The sequence below is a fragment of the Streptomyces roseoverticillatus genome, from assembly GCF_000719265.1.
Taxonomy (GTDB): Bacteria; Actinomycetota; Actinomycetes; order Streptomycetales; family Streptomycetaceae; genus Streptomyces; species Streptomyces roseoverticillatus.
Genome location: NZ_JOFL01000017.1, coordinates 50,435 through 68,180 on the forward strand (window position 1 = coordinate 50,435; position 17,746 = coordinate 68,180).

Here is a 17,746-nt window from a genome sequence, read left to right on the forward strand (position 1 = left end):
CGGCCCGTTCCCGCGTGTATGGGTTGGAATCCGGAGCCCGCCCTTCCGAAGAAATGGTGTCAGATCATCGGTACAGCCCGGTCCGGGCCCCCACCCCAGGACCCCGGCCGAACCCGCACTCTACCGGCCGGGGGGAGTGCGGGTCAGTGCTCCTGGTCCGCCGGGGGCGCCGAGGTGACCAGTTCCGTCAGCACGCCGTGGCAGTCCTTGGGGTGCAGGAAGGTGATCCGCGAGCCCATCGAACCGCGCCGCGGCTCGTCGTAGAGCACCCGGACGCCCTTGTCCCGGACGGCTTCCGCGTCCGCGTCCACGTCCGCCGTGCCGAACGCGATGTGGTGAACGCCCTCACCGTTCTTCGCCAGCCACTTGCCTACCGCGGAGTCCTCCCGCGTCGGCTCCAGCAGCTGCAGATAGGAGGCCCCGCCGTCCGAGGTGTCATTGATTTTGAGCATGGCCTCACGAACGCCCTGCTCCTCGTTGACCTCGGTGTGGAACACCTCGAAGCCGTACGTGGCACGGTAGAACTCGACAGTCCGGTCGAGGTCGAAGCAGGCGATCCCGATGTGGTCGATACGCGTCAGCATGGAACCAGTGCACCGCCGTACGGCTTGGTCACGCAACGTGTACGCAACGTGCTTGCGATCACACCCGCTGCCCGGTGACCGCGGGGGTACCGCTCAGTACATTGACGGAAACCCTCGTGCTGCACTCCTCGGGGGGCAACCCCCGGACCCCCGGCCGGAAGACCGGGGTGCTCCGCCGTCCATCCTCATCACCTGAAGGGGCCGCGCCTCATGTCCGGTACGAACGGTTCGACCAGCACCACTTCCGTGATCGTCGCGGGTGCCCGTACGCCCATGGGCAAGCTGCTCGGCTCCCTGCGCAGCTTCTCCGCGGCCGAGCTGGGCGGCTTCGCCATCAAGGCGGCCCTCGACCGGGCCGGCATCGGCGGCGACCAGGTGCAGTACGTGATCATGGGTCAGGTGCTGCAGGCCGGCGCCGGGCAGATCCCGGCCCGCCAGGCGGCGGTCAAGGGCGGCATCCCCATGAGCGTCCCCGCCCTCACCATCAACAAGGTCTGCCTCTCCGGCCTGGACGCCATCGCGCTGGCCGACCAGCTCATCCGCGCGGGCGAGTTCGACATCGTGGTGGCCGGCGGCCAGGAGTCCATGACCAACGCCCCGCACCTGCTGCCCAAGTCCCGCGAGGGCTACAAGTACGGCGCCATCGAGATGCTCGACTCGATGGACCACGACGGCCTCACCGACTCCTTCGAGTCCATCGCCATGGGCGCCTCCACCGAGAACCACAACACCCGCCTCGGCATCGGCCGCGCCGAGCAGGACGAGATCGGCGCCCGCTCCCACCAGCGCGCCGCCGCCGCCCAGAAGAACGGCGTCTTCGAGGCCGAGATCACCCCCGTCGAGGTCCCGCAGCGCAAGGGCGACCCGGTCGTCTTCGCCCAGGACGAGGGCGTCCGCGGCGACACCACCACCGAGGTCCTCGGCAGGCTGCGCCCGTCCTTCCGCAAGGACGGCACGATCACCGCCGGCACCTCCTCGCAGATCTCCGACGGCGCCGCCGCCGTCGTCGTGATGAGCAAGGCCAAGGCCGAGGAGCTGGGCCTTGAGTGGATCGCCGAGATCGGCGCCCACGGCAACGTCGCCGGTCCCGACAACTCCCTGCACTCCCAGCCCTCCAACGCCATCAAGCACGCGGTGAGCCGCGAGGGCCTGACCGTCGAGGACCTCGATCTCATCGAGATCAACGAGGCGTTCGCCGCGGTCCTCGTGCAGTCAATCAAGGACCTCGGCGTGTCCCCGGAAAAGGTGAACGTCAACGGCGGTGCCATCGCGCTCGGCCACCCGATCGGCATGTCCGGCGCCCGCACCGTCCTCCACCTCGCGCTGGAGCTCAAGCGGCGCGGCGGCGGCATCGGCGCGGCGGCCCTGTGCGGCGGCGGCGGCCAGGGCGACGCCCTGATCATCCGGGTGCCCGGCAAGTAACCGCTCCGGCGGAGAGCCCTTTACGAGAACGGAGCCGTGATGGTGGACGTCCCCGCACTGGTGGAGCAGGCCCGCGAGGGCCGGCCGCGCGCCGTGGCCAGGCTGATCTCCCTGGTGGAGGGGGCGTCCCCGCACCTGCGCGACGTCATGGCCGCGCTGGCCCCGCTGACCGGCGGCGCGTACGTCGTCGGCCTCACCGGCTCGCCCGGCGTCGGCAAGTCCACGTCCACGTCGGCGCTGGTCAGCGCGTACCGCCGGATGGGCAAGCGGGTCGGCGTGCTGGCCGTCGACCCGTCCTCGCCGTTCTCGGGCGGCGCCCTCCTCGGCGACCGCGTACGGATGTCCGACCATGCCTCCGACCCCGGCGTGTACATCCGCTCCATGGCCACGCGCGGCCACCTGGGCGGCCTGGCTTGGGCCGCCCCGCAGGCCATCCGCGTGCTGGACGCGGCCGGGTGCGACGTGATCCTCGTCGAGACGGTCGGCGTCGGCCAGTCCGAGGTGGAGATCGCCTCCCAGGCCGACACGAGCGTGGTGCTCCTCGCCCCCGGCATGGGCGACGGCATCCAGGCCGCGAAGGCCGGAATCCTGGAGATCGGCGACGTCTACGTCGTCAACAAGGCCGACCGCGACGGCGCCGACGCCACGGCCCGCGAGCTCAACCACATGCTGGGCCTGGGCGAGGCCCGCGCCCCCGGCGACTGGCGGCCGCCCATCGTCAAGACCGTGGCCGCGCGCGGCGAGGGCACGGACGAGCTCGTCGAGGCGCTGGAGAAGCACCGGGCCTGGATGGAGGAGCGGGGCGTCCTCGCGGACCGCCGCACGGCCCGGGCCGCCCGCGAGGTCGAGACCATCGCCGTCACGGCGCTGCGCGAACGCATCGCCGACCTCCACGGCGACCGCCGCCTGACCGCCCTGGCGGAACGCATCGTGGGCGGCTCGCTGGATCCGTACGCGGCCGCGGACGAACTGGTGGCGGGGATCACGAACGGCTGAGCGCCCGGTGGCGGCCGGGGTTCGCGCACCGCACCCCGTCCCGTCATAGAACGCTCACACGAATAACTGAAACGGATCTTGCTCCGGGATCGTCTCCACCGACGTACCCCGTTCCCGTCGAGAGCGATCAGCCCTTGAGCAAGAACCGGCACAAGCTGCGTCCCCGCCGCCGCAGGACGGAGGAGCCTGCAGCCCGCAAGCGCTTCGTCGACTACCCGCGTCAGGGGAGACGCGGCGTGCGCCGCTGGCTGCCGTCGTGGCGGCAGTGGCTGGGCACGGTGCTGTTCTTCCTCGCGTGCGCGACGGGCCTGTTCGCGTACGTCTACGCCACCGTCGACATCCCCGACGAGAACGCGGCGGCCCGCCAGGAGGCCAACACCTACTACTGGTCGGACGGTTCGCAGCTCGCGAGCGTCGGCGAGGTCAACCGCACCATCGTCCGCCTGTCCGATGTGCCGGAGTCCGCGCAGAACGCGGTGATAGCCGCCGAGAACGAGAGCTTCTACCGTGACCGCGGAGTGTCGTTCAAGGGCATCCTGCGGGCCTTCGCCAGCACGGCGGGCGGCGAGGAGACCCAGGGCGGCTCCACGATCACCCAGCAGTACGTGAAGAACACCTACCTCTCCCAGGAGCAGACGGCCACCCGGAAGGTCAGGGAACTCGTCATCGCCCTGAAGGTGGACCGGACCAAGAGCAAGCAGGAGGTCCTGCAGGGCTACCTCAACACCAGCTGGTTCGGGCGCGGGGCGTACGGGATCGAGGCCGCGGCCCAGTCCTACTACGGCATTCCCGCAAAGAAACTGAATCCCAGTCAGAGTGCCATGCTGGCGGCCCTGTTGAAGGGGGCCGAGCTCTACGACCCGTCGGTCAGTGCGGGCAACCACGAGCGGGCGGTGGACCGCTGGAAGTGGATCCTCGACCGGGAGGTGCGGACCGGCCGCATGTCCCGCGCCGAACGGGACACGTACCGGGACTTCCCCGAGCCCCGCAAGCCGTCCATGGCCGGCGGGCTCCGCGGCCAGACCGGCTACCTCGTCGACGTCGCCAACAAGTACATCAAGCAGCGGGCCATGCTCACCGAGCAGGACCTGGCCCACGGCGGCTACCGGATCCACACCACCTTCGACAAGAACCGGACGCAGCGGCTGAAGCAGGCCGTGGACGACGTCGTCACCAAGGACATCGACCCCGGCAAGCGCCCGGAGACCGACACGGACGTCCAGGTCGGAGCGGCCTCCGTGCGCCCCTCGGACGGCGCCGTCCTCGCCCTCTACGGCGGGCCCGACGCCACGAAGCACTTCGCCAACAACGCCGACACCTCGGGCGTCCCCGTGGGCTCGGCGTTCAAGCCGTTCGTCCTGGCCGCCGCCCTGGAGGGCGGAAAGGACGCGGACAGTTACTACGACGACGCCGGCAAGCTGCAGTCCGGCTCCGGAGCGGGCCCCGACGAGAACCACCCGACCCTGCGCCGGGCGCTGACGTCCGGCGGCAACGCCACGTACGTCCGCCTGGGCAAGGAGACCGGGACGGCACAGGTCCGGGACACGGCCGTCCGCACCGGACTCCTCAAGGGCAGCATGGCCGCCCTGGACGAGTCCTTCCCCATCGGCTCGTCCACGCCGAGCGCCGTGCGCATGGCCGCCGCGTACGGCACGTTCGCCGGCCGGGGCCTGCAGAACGACCCCTACTCGGTGACCAAGGTCGTCAAGGACGGCCATTCGGTAGGGGGGTTCGAGAGCCGTGCCAAGGCGAGGCGGGCCCTGTCGAAGGAGACCGCGGAGGAGGTCACGGAGGCACTGCGCACCCCGGAGGGCCACGCGGCGGCCCGCACCGGCGACCAGGACCGGATGAACTCGGCCTGGTACGTGGGCTACACGGACAGCATGTCCACGGCCGTCACCATGTTCCGCACGAAGCCGGACGGGGGGCCGCTCCTGCCGATGACCGCGGTGGGAGGTGAGGACTCCCGGCGCGGCACCGTCTTCCCGGCCCGCATCTGGGCCGGTTACACAGGGGCGGCGGACCGCCCCTGACGCGGGCGGACCGGGCGGGGGCCGGGCTCGGGCGCGGCCCCCGGCCCGGGCTCAGGCGCGGCCGCGGAGCGAGCGGAGGTGCTGGGCCACCGGGGTCAGCGAGGCGTACAGCGACTTGAGGTCGGCCTCGCCCAGGAGGTCGATGAAGTGCTCGCGCACCGAGGCGACGTGGTGCGGGGCCACCTGGCGCATCGTGTCCCAGCCGTGCTCCGTGAGGACGGCGTACAGGCCCCGGCGGTCCGACTCGCAGTTCTCGCGGCGGACCAGGCCCGCGTTCTCCATGCGGGTGATCTGGTGCGAGAGACGGCTCTTCGACTGCAGGGTGGCGGTGGCGAGGTCGCTCATCCGCATCCGGTGGTCCTCGGACTCCGAGAGGTTGACCAGGATCTCGTAGTCGTTGTTGGTGAGGCCGAACGGCTGCAGGTCCCGTTCGAGCTGGTGCATCAGCAGGCGGCTGACGTCCAGGTGGGCGCGCCAGGCGCGCTGTTCCTCTTCGCTGAGCCAGCGGGTGCCGTTCTCGGTGTCCATAGACATAGAGGAATTCTACCTAAGAAAGTTGAAAGATTAACCACTGTAGGTGCGGAGCGCGAGGTCACATGTTCGACGTCACACTCCGCAGAGTACCGCTCACAGCCCGAAGCGGCGCTGGAGGTCTCCGAGCTGGCCCGGCATCCGGGGCATAGATGGCTGATTCGACGGGGTTGCGTGCGGGACCCCCGCCTGGTCCGGGGTCTCGCCGGTGGGGATCTCGGCCATCAGCTGCTCGGTGGACTGCAGCAGCACCGTACCGGCACCCACGAACTCGAACTGGTGCTCCTCGCCCGAGGTGCCGCCCAGCCCCGTGAACGCCCGCACGCCGCCCAGCACGCCCCGCAGGTAGTGGTGGTCGTAGTGGTGACAGGGGGAGGGGCAGTCCGCCCAGCCGACGAGGGCCTGCGGGTCCACCCGGATGGGCGGCTCGACGAAGACGACCGGGCCGTTGGAGGCCGCCACGAACTTGCCCGTGCCGATCAGCGTCAGGAAGCCCGGCACGATCGACTGCTTGAGCGACAGCGACGGCTGGAACGCCAGCAGATTGCCCGAGCGCACCGTCAGGTTGCCGTCCTCCAGGTCGTAGGAGTTGACGTCGAAGCTGCGGTCGGCGAGCAGCATCTTGCCCTTGCCCTCGGCGACCACCCAGTCCGCGGCGTGCAGCGGGGAGTGGAAGCTGTGGGCGATGAGGCGGTCGAGGCGGCCGTGGCCGATGCCGTGGAAGTCGATGTGCCCGTAATAGGCGATCATCTTGCCCTTCTGCAGGAACCACTGGCCGTCCAGGTCCACGCTGAAGGCGTACGGATTGACGTTGTCGTCGGCCGGGAGGGTGTGCGCGTCGAAGACGACCGGACCGTTCACCGTGCTCACAGCTTCTCCTCGCTGGCCTGTACGTACACCGTGCCCTCGCCCGACAGCTCCAGCTGGAAGGCCTCCCCGGAGCCGCGCCCCACCATCTCGCGCCAGCCGAGGGCCGCGGAGAGCTTGCTGCGGACGTCACCGCGGTGCGCGACGTACGCCTGCGGGTCCACGTGCACGGGGCGGCCGGAGCGGATCGGCAGCTCGATGACGCCGCCGTGGGCCATCACGGCGACCGCGCCGTGGCCCTTGAGCGTGGTCGTGAACAGGCCCTGGCCGGTGACCTGCCCGCGGACCATGCCCATCACGCCGCCCTGCGACCCCATGAACATGGTGCCCTGCTGCAGGGAGCCGTCGAAGGCGAGCAGGCGGTCCGCCTCCACGTAGAGCGTCTCGCCCGACAGCTCCACCACGTGCACGTGGTGGCCGCCGTGGCCGAACATCACCGTGCCGCTGCCCTCCACGGTCATCAGCGGAGTGGCCTCATTGGCGACGCGGCGGCCGATCATGCCCAGCACGCCGCCCTGGCCGCCGGTGATGGACGGAGTGAAGGAGACGTCGCCCTTGTAGGCGAGCATGGCGCCGCGCTGGCTGAAGAGGCGCTGGCCGGGCATGATCGTCGCCTCGACCATGCGGGAGTTCAGAGGCCGGAACGGCATTAAACGTCACCTCCGAACGTCGTGCGCTCGCTGGGCTGGACGTAGACGAGGCCCTCGCCCTCGAAGCGGATCTGGAAGGCCTCGCCGGAGCCCTCGCCGATGAACGTGCGGAAGTTGACCCCGGACTGGAAGTGCTGCTTGAGCTTGCCGGTGTGGGCTATGTACGCCCCCGGGTCGACCTGCAGGGGGGTGGACGGGGTCACGCGCAGGACGATCGCCGTGCCGTCCGACATGATCGCCGCCTGGCCCGTGCCCTCCACGGTCGTCGTGAAGAGGCCGTTGCCCTGGGAGGCGCCGCGCAGGCCCGTGAACGTCGTGCCGGTGCGCAGGGAAGCGTCGGCGGCGAGGAGGTTGCTCGCCTCCACGTAGAGCGTCTCGCCGCGGAGGGAGACCAGGTTGACCTCGGTCGCCCGGTCGGCGAAGTAGCAGGTGCCGTGCCCCTTCACCTCCATCACTTCCATCTGCTCGCCGGTGAGCCGGCGCGTGACCATGCCGCGGAGGCCGTCACCGCCGCCGGTCATCTTCTTGAACGTCATGTCGCCCTCGTACGCGACCATCGACCCGTTCTTGGCCTTGACCGCGTCGCCCGTCAGGTCGACGGCGAGGACTTTGCTCCCCTGGAGCCGAAACTGTGCCACGGGACGAAGCTATAGGGCGGACTCGCCGGTCCGACAGGGCCTCGGACCCGGAACGGCCCCGGATTCAGGCATCCGGGACGAGGCTGCAACAATGGACCAGCTTGTGAATGCCCTCACAAGCTGTAGTCGTACCGCCACTGCCCAGCCACTGACTCACGAAGGTGCGTACCCCCGTGGACATCAAGACCGCCTCCGCCCTGCGCCGGCTCCGCCTGGTCTCCGCCCCGGAGGCCGTTTCCTTCCTGCTGCTGATCGTCTGCTCCGTGCTCAAGCGCACGACGGACTTCAACGCCGTACCGGTGATGGGCGCCGTCCACGGCATCCTCTTCGTCATCTACGTCCTCTTCTGGCTGGACGCCTGGAACAAGACCAAGTGGCCCCTGAAGACCGCGGCCCTCTACTTCGTCCTCTCCGTCCTGCCGACCGGCGGCTTCTTCGCCGAGCGCATGCTGCGCCGCGAGGCCGAGGCGAGCGTCATCGCCGCCCGCGCCCGCAAGGAGGGTGTGGTCAACGCATGATCGTCGCCTTTTCGGTGTCGCCCCTGGGCGTGGGCGAGGACGTCGGCGAGTACGTGGCGGACGCGGTGCGCGTGGTCCGCGAGTCCGGCCTGCCGAACCGTACGGACGCGATGTTCACGTCCATCGAGGGCGAGTGGGACGAGGTCATGGACGTCGTCAAGCGCGCCGTCGCGGCGGTCGAGGCGCGGGCGGGACGGGTCTCCCTGGTCCTGAAGGCGGACATCCGCCCGGGCGTGACGGACGGCCTGACGTCGAAGGTGGAGACGGTCGAGCGGTACCTCGCCGAGGGCTGACCTCAGCGAGCGGGAAACGGCCCGGTCCGGAGCGCGTTTACGCGCCCGGACCGGGCCGTTCGCCGTTACCGGTGTGTGTCAGCCGATCCGGCCGAGGCGTCGATTGCGGGCGGCTCCCAGATGATCTGAAAGGTCACTCACGCTCCAGGCCGAGCAGTGCGCGCACTTCCTCGTGCGGGATGCCGGCTGTCGTGCCGGCGGCCTGCCGCTCCCGGTACTGAGCCAGTGCGAGAGCGTCCTCGATGTCGGCGAGCTCTTCGGGGTTGATCAGCACGGCTGCGGGCTGACCGTGGTCGGTGATCGTGATGCGTTCGCGGGCGTGCGAGGCCCGTCGGACCAGAGAGCCGAAACGGGCGCGCGCCTCAGTGATCGACAAGGTCTCACTCATGTACAGAACCGTACTCTTCACACGGCTTCAGGGTCGGTGGTTCCGGGAAACGCGCCCCGGCGGGCTGAGGTCCGTGCTATAGGAGGCGCGGGTCTGAAGGCTTACGCATGTGCGTTGGCCGCCAGGGCCGCCCCCAGCGGCGTGCGCTCGTACAGGACCTGGTGGCTCTGCCGGTGGGAGGTCAGGAGGCCTGCCGCGCGGAGTACCGAGAGGTGGGCGGAGACCGAGGACGGGGCCAGGCCGTGGCGGCCGGCCAGGGTCGTCGTCGAGGCCGGTTCCGTCAGGCCCGCCAGGAGGGCCGCGCGGTTGGGGCCCAGGAGGCGGACCAGCGCGTCCGCGGCCCGCGGATCCCGCTCCGCCCACAGTCCGCCTATGCCGCGCGCCGGGTAGACCACCGTCGCCTGCCAGGGCGGCGCGAAGCCCCCGATCACGTCGGGCCAGGCGAACACGCTCGGGACGAGCATCAGGCCGCGCCCGCCCAGCGACCGGGTGTGGTCGGTGCGGTGCCTGACCGTCAGCGTGTTGTCGGCCCACGCCAGTGACGGGTGCAGGTCCGCGAAGAGCCGCTCCAGGCCGCCGTCCGCCAGGCGGCGCGCGTGGAACGCCACGTCGGCTTCCAGTAGCGCGCGCAGCCGCGGCCAGTCCGGCACGAGCAGCAGGTGCCAGGCGCGTTCGAAGAGCGCCGTCAGCTGCCGGACGGCGCCTTCCGGGTCGGCGAGGATCGCCCGGCCCGCCGGTGAGCCGGCCGCGCCCGGGGTGCAAGCCAGTGACCGGGCGAAGTCGTCCCGGGCCACCGCCGGGTCCGTGGCCCGTACGCGCGCCAGTTCGTCTTCGATCGACTCCAGCGGGCCCTCGGGCGGCGGGCAGAGGAAGTCCGGATGGTGGCCCCTGCCGGGCATCAGCAGGGACAGTAGCGTCAGGTCGAGCCCGGCCGCGGCCTCCCGCCCGCGCCGCACCCACGGCAGGTGGTAGCCGTGCCGCTCGGGGCGCAGCAGGGTGTAGAGGCACTGGTGGGTCTCCCACAGCGGGGAGATCCCGAACCGGCAGCGCAGCAGGTCGTCGGGGGCGAAGTGCATGTGCAGCGGCATGCCGGCCACCCTTTCCGGCCGCCCCGGCCGGCGCCCATTCCTTCGGCTGGAGCCGAAAGAGTACGGTCCGCGGCGGCCGCCCGCGCACGCTTCCGCGCATGACATCCGCTGCAGAGTCCCTATCCGGCGGCCCCGCCGGCTACCGCGCCGTTCTCGCCGTGCGCGAGTTCCGTGCCGTGTTCGCGGCGCACCTGCTCTCGCTCCTCGGGCTCGTCACCGGGGAGCTCGCCCTGTCCGTGCTCGTCTACCGGGTGACCGGGTCGCCGCTGCTCAGCGCGCTGGCGTTCGCGCTCGGGTTTCTGCCGTACCTGCTCGGCGGGACCCTGTTCGCCGGGGTCGCCGACCGCTATCCGGCCCGCCGTGTGCTCGTCGTCTGCAACCTGCTCTGCGCGGCGAGCGCGGTGGTGACGGCGCTGCCGGGCGCGCCGGTGGCGGTGCTGCTCGCGATGCGGTGTTTCAGCGCCCTGATCGGGCCCGTCCTGGCGGGGACGAGGTCGGCGACGCTCGGGGACGTGCTGGGCGAGGGCGAGCTGTTCGTCCTCGGCCGGTCGCTGATCCGTATCGTGACGCAGGGCGCGCAGCTCGCGGGGTTCGCGGCGGGCGGGCTGCTGCTGACGGCCGTTCCTCCGCGCACGGCCCTCCTCTGCACGGTCGCGGGCTTCCTCGCCTCCGCGCTGCTGCTGCGTTTCGGGACGCGGCGCCGCCCGGGCCGGGCGGCCGGGGGAGCGGACGTCGTGGGCGCCTCGCTGTCCGGCGCGCGGCAGCTCCTCGCGGACCGCCGCATCCGCGCCCTGCTGCTCCTCTCCTGGTGCCCGCCGTTCTTCCTCGTGGCGCCGGAGTCCCTGGCGGCCCCGTACGCGGACGCGATCGGCGCCGGCACGGTCGGCGTGGGTCTGCTGATGTGCGGGATGCCCGTGGGGACGATCCTCGGTGAGGTGCTGGCGGGGTCGCTGCTGGGCCCGCGCGGCCGGGAGCGCATCACCTTGCCCGCGGCGGCCGTGCTGCTGCTGCCGTTCCTGCTCTACGCACTGAGGCCGTCGCTCGGCCGGGCCCTGTTCGCCGTGGCGCTGGCGGGCCTGGGAGCCGCGTACACGCTCGGCCTCGACCAGTGGTTCGTCGCCGCGGTCCCGGAGGAGCTGCGCGGGCGGGCGCTGACGCTGCAGACGGCGGGGACGATGACCGTGCAGGGGCTGGGCATGGCGCTGGCGGGGGCGGCCGCGGAGTACATCCCGGTGCACTGGGTCGTGGCGGGCAGCGGCCTGATCGGAACCCTCGTGGTCGGGAGCGTCGTGCGGCTTGTCGTAGGCTCTCGGTGATCCACGATCAAGGTCTGCAGGGGGAGTTGCCATGCTCGACGTGTTCACCGGCGGGACGAAGAAGTCCGGCGCCGACTTCGAGGTCGTGGTGCTGCGCGATTCGCACGCGGCCGCCGAGGCGATACGCGAGGCGCTGGCGACCGCCGGCGCCGAGGAGCGGCCCGGCCTGGAGCGCGCGGCCGCGCTGATCGCCGCGCACGCGGCCCGGCCGGAGCGCGAGGTCCGGGCGGAGTGGGTGCGCGGCATCCTCGCCGAGGCCGGGGTCGACGCGCGTAGCCAGGAGCTCCACGCCATCAAGGCGCTGCGCAAGGCGGAGCGCGGGCTGAGCCTCGCGACGGCGGTGCGGCTGGTGCGCGAGGCCGCCGCCGTGGCCGCGGAGCCGGGCCGTTCCGCGGCGTCCGGGATCTGAGATACGCCCGTCCGCGCAGTGACCGAACTGTAGGCTCGTGACCGTGCCCAAGCCGCTCAGCCTCCCCTTCGACCCCATCGCCCGAGCCGATGAGCTCTGGAAGCAGCGCTGGGGTTCCGTGCCGTCGATGGCCGCGATCACGTCGATCATGCGGGCGCATCAGATCCTGCTGGGCCAGGTCGACGCGGTGGTCAAGCCGTACGGGCTGACGTTCGCGCGCTACGAGGCGCTGGTGCTGCTCACGTTCAGCAAGGCCGGGGAGCTGCCGATGTCGAAGATCGGCGAGCGGCTCATGGTGCATCCGACGTCGGTGACCAACACCGTCGACCGGCTGGTGGCGTCCGGGCTCGTCGCCAAGCGGCCCAATCCCAAGGACGGCCGCGGCACGCTCGCGTCGATCACGGAGAAGGGGCGCGAGGCGGTCGACGCAGCCACGCGCGACCTGATGGCGATGGACTTCGGCCTCGGGACGTACGGGGCGGACGAGTGCGGGGAGATCTTCGACATGCTGCGGCCCCTGCGGGTGGCGGCGGGTGATTTCGAGGACGACGAGAAGGACGGAGAGAAGGGCGGCGAGAGGGACGGCGGAGGCGCTTAGCCCCACGCGGGCGGGGCGGCGAAGATCGCCCCGGATCGGCCGGTTACGCTCGTTGCCATGAAGAAGAGCGTCCTGACCCGATACCGCGTGATGGCCTACGCCACTGCCGTGATGCTGCTGGTGCTCTGCGCGAGCATGGTCCTCAAGTACGGCTTCGACACCGGCGCGAACGCCACCCTCGTGATCTCGCAGATCCACGGCGTGCTCTTCATCATCTATCTGGTCTTCGCCTTCGACCTCGGCTCGAAGGCGCGCTGGAAGTTCGGCAAGCTGCTGTGGGTGCTGGTCTCCGGCACCATCCCGACCGCCGCGTTCTTCGTCGAGCGGCAGGTCGTGCGCGAGGTCGAGCCCCTGCTGGAGGGTGCGCCCGCGCAGGCGACCGCCTGACGCCACCCCGGCGAACGCCGGAACCGCGCCGCGCCCCGGACACCCCTTGTGTTCGGGGCGCTCTTGCGCGAAAATTTACTAGGACGTCCTACTAAATTTCGCGCAACGGGGCACGGAGAGGCAGACGAGACCACCATGGACGCAAGCGCAATCGAGGCGGGGCGCAGCCGCTGGCAGGCCCGGTTCGACGCCGCGCGCAAGCGCGAGGCCGACTTCACCACCCTCTCCGGCGACGAGGTCGCCCCCGTCTACGGCCCCCGCCCCGGCGACGCCTACGAGGGCTTCGAGCGCATCGGCTGGCCGGGGGAGTACCCCTTCACCCGCGGCCTGTACGCCACGGGCTACCGCGGCCGCACCTGGACCATCCGCCAGTTCGCGGGCTTCGGCAACGCCGAGCAGACCAACGAGCGCTACAAGATGATCCTCGCCAACGGCGGCGGCGGGCTCAGCGTGGCCTTCGACATGCCCACCCTCATGGGCCGCGACTCCGACGACCCGCGCTCGCTCGGCGAGGTCGGCCACTGCGGCGTCGCCATCGACTCCGCCGCCGACATGGAGGTCCTCTTCAAGGACATCCCCCTCGGCGGCGTCACGACGTCGATGACCATCAGCGGGCCCGCCGTGCCCGTCTTCTGCATGTACCTCGTGGCCGCCGAGCGGCAGGGCGTCGACCCCGCCGTGCTCAACGGCACGCTCCAGACGGACATCTTCAAGGAGTACATCGCGCAGAAGGAGTGGCTCTTCCCGCCCGAGCCCCACCTGCGCCTCATCGGCGACCTGATGGAGCACTGCAGCCGCACCATCCCCGCCTACAAGCCCCTGTCCGTCTCCGGCTATCACATCCGGGAGGCCGGGGCCACGGCCGCGCAGGAGCTCGCGTACACCCTCGCCGACGGCTTCGGGTACGTGGAGCTGGGCCTCAGCCGCGGCCTCGACGTGGACACCTTCGCGCCCGGCCTGTCCTTCTTCTTCGACGCCCACGTCGACTTCTTCGAGGAGATCGCCAAGTTCCGCGCGGCCCGCCGCATCTGGGCCCGCTGGATGAAGGAGGTCTACGGCGCGACGTCGGAGAAGGCGCAGTGGCTGCGCTTCCACACCCAGACCGCGGGCGTCTCCCTGACCGCCCAGCAGCCGTACAACAACGTCGTGCGGACGGCCGTGGAGGCCCTCGCCGCCGTCCTCGGCGGTACGAACTCCCTGCACACCAACGCCCTCGACGAGACCCTCGCCCTGCCCAGCGAGCAGGCCGCGGAGATCGCGCTGCGCACCCAGCAGGTGCTGATGGAGGAGACCGGCGTCGCCAACGTCGCCGACCCGCTCGGCGGCGCCTGGTACGTCGAGCAGCTCACCGACCGGATCGAGGCCGACGCCGAGAAGATCTTCGAGCAGATAAGGGAGCGGGGCACACGGGCCCACCCCGACGGCAAGCACCCCATCGGTCCCATCACCTCCGGCATCCTGCGCGGCATCGAGGACGGCTGGTTCACCGGCGAGATCGCCGAGAGCGCCTTCCGCTACCAGCAGGCCCTGGAGAAGGGCGACAAGCGGGTCGTCGGCGTCAACTGCCACCACGGTTCGGTGACGGGCGACCTGGAGATCCTGCGCGTCAGCCACGAGGTGGAGCGCGAGCAGGTCCGCGTCCTCGCCGGCCGCAAGTCCGGCCGGGACGACGCCCGCGTACGGGCCTGCCTGGAGGCCATGCTGGCCGCCGCGCGGGACGGCTCGAACATGATCGGGCCGATGCTGGAGGCGGTCCGGGCCGAGGCCACGCTCGGCGAGATCTGCGACGCCCTGCGGGACGAGTGGGGGATCTACGTGGAGCCGGCGGGCTTCTGAGCGTCCCGGGGCCCCGCCCCGGACCCCGGTCCCCAATCTCCCCCAGCTACCGCTGGGAGGTGCCCCCGGACGGGCTAAAGATTTTTCAGGCCCGCCACCAGCAGTGCCGCGAACTCTCGCGCCCACGCCGTGTCCACCGGTTCCGCGCTGACCAGCGTGCGGTGCACGACCGCACCCGCGATCACATCGAAGATCAGGTCCGCGTTGCGGGCTGCCGCGGCAGAATCCTCCTCGCCCGGCAGCTCGCCGCGGGCCTGCGCCCGTTCGCGGCCCAGCAGAACCAACCGCTTCTGGCGGTCCACGATCGCTGAGCGGATGCGCTGCCTCAGCGCTTCATCCCGCGTCGACTCCGCCACCACCGCCATCAGCGCCGTCTTCGTCTCCGGCCGCTCCAGCAGCGCGGCGAACTGCAGCACCACGCCCTCGATGTCGGCTTGGAGGCTGCCCCGGTCCGGGAGTTCGAGGTGCTCGTCGAAGAGCGCCGCCACCGCGTCCACGACGAGCTCGCTCTTGCCCGCCCAGCGCCGGTAGAGCGTGGTCTTGGCGACGCCCGCGCGGGCGGCCACGTCGCCCATCGTCAGCTTTCCCCAGCCCAGCTCGACCAGCGCGGCGCGCGTCGCGTCGAGGATCGCGCGGTCGGCCTCGGGGCTGCGCGGGCGGCCGGTGCGGCCACCGCTCGTGGCGCGGCGCCCGACTGATGGGGCGGGAGTCACCCCCCGACCTTACCGCTGAGTAGCCGGGCGGCGAGGAAGCCGCGGGGCGCCGTCCGCCCGTGGCGAGGAAGTCCCGCGCGTATGAGGCAGATCACGGACGCATATGAGGCAGATCGCCGAAAAGATCGGCGCGGGCCTCCCGTCGGCCGGGCGGATCGAGTTACGCTACGGCTCGTAGCGTAAGAGCGACAACCACGGACGCCGGGTGGGGACCCGGTGTCGCACGCCACCGCTATTTTTCCGGTTCGCGCGCGGAGGGGGGAGGATAGGCCCATGCAGCCACGGAACATGTCCATGAGTGGAGTGGTCGACCTCGCCGCGGTGAAGGCGGCCGGGGAAGCCAAGCAGAAGGCGGAGCAGGCGCGCGCCGAGGCCGCCCGCAGGGGTGCGCCGCCCGCCGCCGCGGGGCGCCTCGTCTTCGACGTCGACGAGGCCGGCTTCGAGACGCAGGTCCTGCAGCGCTCCGCCGAGGTGCCCGTCGTCATCGACTTCTGGGCCGACTGGTGCGAGCCGTGCAAGCAGCTCGGCCCGCTGCTGGAGCGGCTGGCGGCCGAGTACGCGGGCCGTGTCGTGCTCGCCAAGGTCGACGTCGAAGCCAATCAGATGCTCTTCCAGCAGTTCGGCGTGCAGTCGATCCCCGCGGTCTTCGCGGTGGTGGCGGGCCAGGCCCTGCCGCTGTTCCAGGGCGCCGCGCCGGAGGCGCAGATCCGTCAGGTGCTGGACCAGCTCGTGCAGGTGGCCGAGGAGCGCTTCGGCATCATCGGCGCGCCCGTCTCCGCCGGGGCCGCCGAGGAGGGCGCTCCGGAGCCGGAGCAGCCCGTCGGCCCGTACGACGGCGTGCTGAGCCTCGCGCACGAGGCGCTGGACAAGGGCGATCTGAGCGGCGCCGTCCAGGCGTACAAGAACGTGCTGGCCGAGGACCCGGCCCACCCGGAGGCGAAGCTGGGCCTCGCGCAGGCCGAGCTCCTCCAGCGTGTCCAGGGCGTCGACCCGCAGGCGGTCCGCAGGGCCGCGGCGGACGCCCCCGGTGATGTGCGGGCGCAGATCGCCGCGGCCGATCTGGACCTGGTCGGCGGCCATGTCGAGGACGCCTTCGGCCGGCTGATCGATACGGTCCGGCGCACGGCGGGCGAGGACCGGAACGCGGCCCGCGTGCGGCTGCTGGAGCTCTTCGAGGTGATCGGGGCGGACGACCCGCGGGTGAGTGCCGCGCGGACCGCGCTCTCTCGCGCGCTGTTCTGACCCACATGACTCAACGGCATCGCTTTACCAAAACTTGGTGAAAGCGGCCTCCGTTACTGCGAGTAAGAAAAGCCCGGGCTTTCGCCCGGGTTTTTCGCGTATCTCCCCTTCTCTCCGGACACGGTGGGGCGACCTCGCCCCGCCCGCCGATGCACACCGGACGCCCCGCGGTTATCGGCTCGTTACTCGCTAGTAATGAACCTCTTGTGCGGCAGCCGCGAATGCACCACGATCGGCCACGCTCGGTCCATTTCCCCAACCTGACAGCCGGTCGGTGTCGGGGGAGCGGGTCCCCGCCGGGCGGACCGGCCCCGTGCGGGCCGGTTCAGGGGCAGGGGGGTCCCCGCCGCACTCCGGCAGGGCCTGTCCCGGAGGTTGCGCGAAAGGCGTGGCCAAGTGGTTGTCGCTCGGGGGTGATCGCCGGTGTTCCCGGAGGCGTTCGGCGTCGCCGGACGGCGCTCTCCTTCCCGAGGACGTAGCACGTCTCCCATCCCCGGGCGCGGATCCGCGACGCGGAGCCCGAGCCGGAGATGTACGTCCGAGAAGGAGGCAAGTCATGGAGTCTTTGACTCGCGGTGGGACCAGATGGCGGCGGTTCGCCGTCGTCATGGTGCCGAGCGTCGCGGCGACGGCCGCGATCGGGGTCGCCATCGCACAGGGTGCGCTGGCGGCGTCGTTCAGCGTGTCGGGCCAGCAGTTCCAGGTGACCGCAGGGAAGCTGCACGGCACCGGGTTCGTCCAGTACGGCGCCTTGGACCAGACGAAGGCCGGCGCCAAGCCCGTCGCCGTCGTCGGCATCGAAGAGGCGCAGATCAACAACCTCTGCCAGGCCGTCACCGTCCCCATCCCGCTCATCGGCAAAGAGGTGACGATGAAGCTGGAGGCGGGCGGCGACAAGCAGGTCACGGCGTCGAAGCTGTACATCGACGCCGAGGACATGAAGGCCAACGCCACGTTCAAGAACGTCGACATCGGCGTGTCCGTGGACAACACGACCAAGGGCCCGGGCCCGGCCGGTGCGGGCAAGAACGGCGAGGGCGCGCACGTGCCCGGCTCGTTCGCCCAGCAGGCGGACGAGGTCTGGTTCGACAGCGTCGACCAGAAGGCCTGGGCCACCTCGGCCGGAACGTTCACGCTCCCCGGTCTGCACATGGGCATCAACTGGGGCAAGGCCCAGTGCAACGTGCCCAAGGGTTGACACGCTGAACGGGCCGGTACGGGACGGGAGTTCCCGCAC

20 protein-coding genes are annotated in these 17,746 nt (G+C 71.1%); 12 read left to right on the plus strand and 8 right to left on the minus strand.

Features of this window, described 5'->3' with window-relative positions; all coding sequences use genetic code 11:
* Positions 1–143: 143 nt before the first annotated feature.
* Positions 144–584, minus strand: a complete 441-nt coding sequence (gene mce, locus IF61_RS0121040; protein ID WP_030368025.1) for a methylmalonyl-CoA epimerase — start codon at positions 582–584, stop codon at positions 144–146.
* A gap of 246 nt (positions 585–830) precedes the next feature.
* On the opposite strand from mce, the gene IF61_RS0121045 reads away from it, so the two are divergent.
* The 3 genes from IF61_RS0121045 to IF61_RS0121055 all read left to right on the plus strand — a co-directional run bounded on the left by IF61_RS0121045 (position 831) and on the right by IF61_RS0121055 (position 5,035).
* The gene (locus IF61_RS0121045; RefSeq protein ID WP_030368026.1) at positions 831–2,006 is read left to right on the plus strand and encodes an acetyl-CoA C-acetyltransferase; all 1,176 of its coding nucleotides are present in this window, start codon (positions 831–833) and stop codon (positions 2,004–2,006) included.
* Between the two features lie 39 nt (positions 2,007–2,045).
* Positions 2,046–3,002, plus strand: a complete 957-nt coding sequence (meaB, locus tag IF61_RS0121050; RefSeq protein ID WP_030368027.1) for a methylmalonyl Co-A mutase-associated GTPase MeaB — start codon at positions 2,046–2,048, stop codon at positions 3,000–3,002.
* A gap of 134 nt (positions 3,003–3,136) precedes the next feature.
* On the plus strand, positions 3,137–5,035 hold the full coding sequence (locus IF61_RS0121055) for a transglycosylase domain-containing protein (protein WP_245684570.1): 1,899 nt from the start codon (positions 3,137–3,139) through the stop codon (positions 5,033–5,035).
* A gap of 51 nt (positions 5,036–5,086) precedes the next feature.
* Here the strand turns inward: IF61_RS0121055 and IF61_RS0121060 are convergent, their stop codons facing one another.
* The 4 genes from IF61_RS0121060 to IF61_RS0121075 all read right to left on the minus strand — a co-directional run bounded on the left by IF61_RS0121060 (position 5,087) and on the right by IF61_RS0121075 (position 7,721).
* The gene (locus IF61_RS0121060) at positions 5,087–5,563 is read right to left on the minus strand and encodes a MarR family winged helix-turn-helix transcriptional regulator (protein WP_030368029.1); all 477 of its coding nucleotides are present in this window, start codon (positions 5,561–5,563) and stop codon (positions 5,087–5,089) included.
* A 99-nt stretch (positions 5,564–5,662) separates the two neighbouring features.
* Positions 5,663–6,427, minus strand: a complete 765-nt coding sequence (locus tag IF61_RS0121065; RefSeq protein ID WP_030368030.1) for an AIM24 family protein — start codon at positions 6,425–6,427, stop codon at positions 5,663–5,665.
* 5 nt (positions 6,428–6,432) lie between these two features.
* Entirely contained in the window at positions 6,433–7,083 is a 651-nt protein-coding gene (locus IF61_RS0121070) for an AIM24 family protein (RefSeq protein WP_030368031.1), read from the minus strand.
* Positions 7,083–7,721 carry an AIM24 family protein gene (locus IF61_RS0121075; protein ID WP_030368032.1) on the minus strand — a complete coding sequence of 213 codons (639 nt, stop codon included), beginning with the start codon at positions 7,719–7,721 and terminating at the stop codon, positions 7,083–7,085. Before IF61_RS0121075 ends, IF61_RS0121070 begins: the two co-directional genes overlap by 1 nt.
* A gap of 173 nt (positions 7,722–7,894) precedes the next feature.
* Here IF61_RS0121075 and IF61_RS0121080 point away from each other — a divergent pair, with 173 nt between their 5' ends.
* Complete coding sequence (locus IF61_RS0121080) at positions 7,895–8,239, plus strand: DUF3817 domain-containing protein (protein ID WP_030368033.1); 345 nt, start codon at positions 7,895–7,897, stop codon at positions 8,237–8,239.
* Positions 8,236–8,532: an MTH1187 family thiamine-binding protein gene (locus IF61_RS0121085; RefSeq protein WP_030368034.1), complete on the plus strand. Its 297-nt coding sequence runs from the start codon at positions 8,236–8,238 to the stop codon at positions 8,530–8,532. The genes IF61_RS0121080 and IF61_RS0121085 overlap by 4 nt, the downstream gene beginning before the upstream one ends.
* A 133-nt stretch (positions 8,533–8,665) precedes the next feature.
* Here IF61_RS0121085 and IF61_RS0121090 read toward each other — a convergent pair whose 3' ends face one another.
* Positions 8,666–8,920, minus strand: coding sequence for a type II toxin-antitoxin system Phd/YefM family antitoxin (locus IF61_RS0121090; protein ID WP_030368035.1), 255 nt, complete (start codon positions 8,918–8,920; stop codon positions 8,666–8,668).
* Between the two features lie 101 nt (positions 8,921–9,021).
* Entirely contained in the window at positions 9,022–10,008 is a 987-nt protein-coding gene (locus IF61_RS0121095; RefSeq protein ID WP_030368036.1) for an ArsR/SmtB family transcription factor, read from the minus strand.
* Positions 10,009–10,106: 98 nt separating this feature from the next.
* Here IF61_RS0121095 and IF61_RS0121100 point away from each other — a divergent pair, with 98 nt between their 5' ends.
* From IF61_RS0121100 to icmA, 5 genes are all read left to right on the plus strand, one after another.
* Positions 10,107–11,324 carry an MFS transporter gene (locus IF61_RS0121100; RefSeq protein ID WP_052392887.1) on the plus strand — a complete coding sequence of 406 codons (1,218 nt, stop codon included), beginning with the start codon at positions 10,107–10,109 and terminating at the stop codon, positions 11,322–11,324.
* Positions 11,325–11,355: 31 nt separating this feature from the next.
* Positions 11,356–11,733, plus strand: coding sequence for a hypothetical protein (locus IF61_RS0121105; protein WP_030368037.1), 378 nt, complete (start codon positions 11,356–11,358; stop codon positions 11,731–11,733).
* Between the two features lie 43 nt (positions 11,734–11,776).
* The gene (locus IF61_RS0121110; protein ID WP_052392904.1) at positions 11,777–12,331 is read left to right on the plus strand and encodes a MarR family winged helix-turn-helix transcriptional regulator; all 555 of its coding nucleotides are present in this window, start codon (positions 11,777–11,779) and stop codon (positions 12,329–12,331) included.
* Positions 12,332–12,388: 57 nt separating this feature from the next.
* A complete protein-coding gene (locus tag IF61_RS0121115) occupies positions 12,389–12,718 on the plus strand; it encodes a DUF3817 domain-containing protein (protein ID WP_030368039.1) in 330 nt (109 codons plus the stop codon).
* Between the two features lie 135 nt (positions 12,719–12,853).
* Positions 12,854–14,554 (plus strand): coenzyme B12-dependent isobutyryl-CoA mutase large subunit, encoded by a 1,701-nt coding sequence (icmA, locus tag IF61_RS0121120; RefSeq protein WP_030368040.1) that lies wholly within the window; start codon positions 12,854–12,856, stop codon positions 14,552–14,554.
* A gap of 74 nt (positions 14,555–14,628) precedes the next feature.
* Here the strand turns inward: icmA and IF61_RS0121125 are convergent, their stop codons facing one another.
* Positions 14,629–15,267: a TetR/AcrR family transcriptional regulator gene (locus IF61_RS0121125; protein WP_030368041.1), complete on the minus strand. Its 639-nt coding sequence runs from the start codon at positions 15,265–15,267 to the stop codon at positions 14,629–14,631.
* Between the two features lie 273 nt (positions 15,268–15,540).
* Between IF61_RS0121125 and IF61_RS0121130 the strand changes: the two genes are divergently transcribed.
* The gene (locus IF61_RS0121130; protein WP_030368042.1) at positions 15,541–16,509 is read left to right on the plus strand and encodes a tetratricopeptide repeat protein; all 969 of its coding nucleotides are present in this window, start codon (positions 15,541–15,543) and stop codon (positions 16,507–16,509) included.
* A gap of 556 nt (positions 16,510–17,065) precedes the next feature.
* Complete coding sequence (locus IF61_RS0121135; protein WP_030368043.1) at positions 17,066–17,707, plus strand: DUF6230 family protein; 642 nt, start codon at positions 17,066–17,068, stop codon at positions 17,705–17,707.
* The last annotated feature ends 39 nt before the right edge of the window (positions 17,708–17,746 follow it).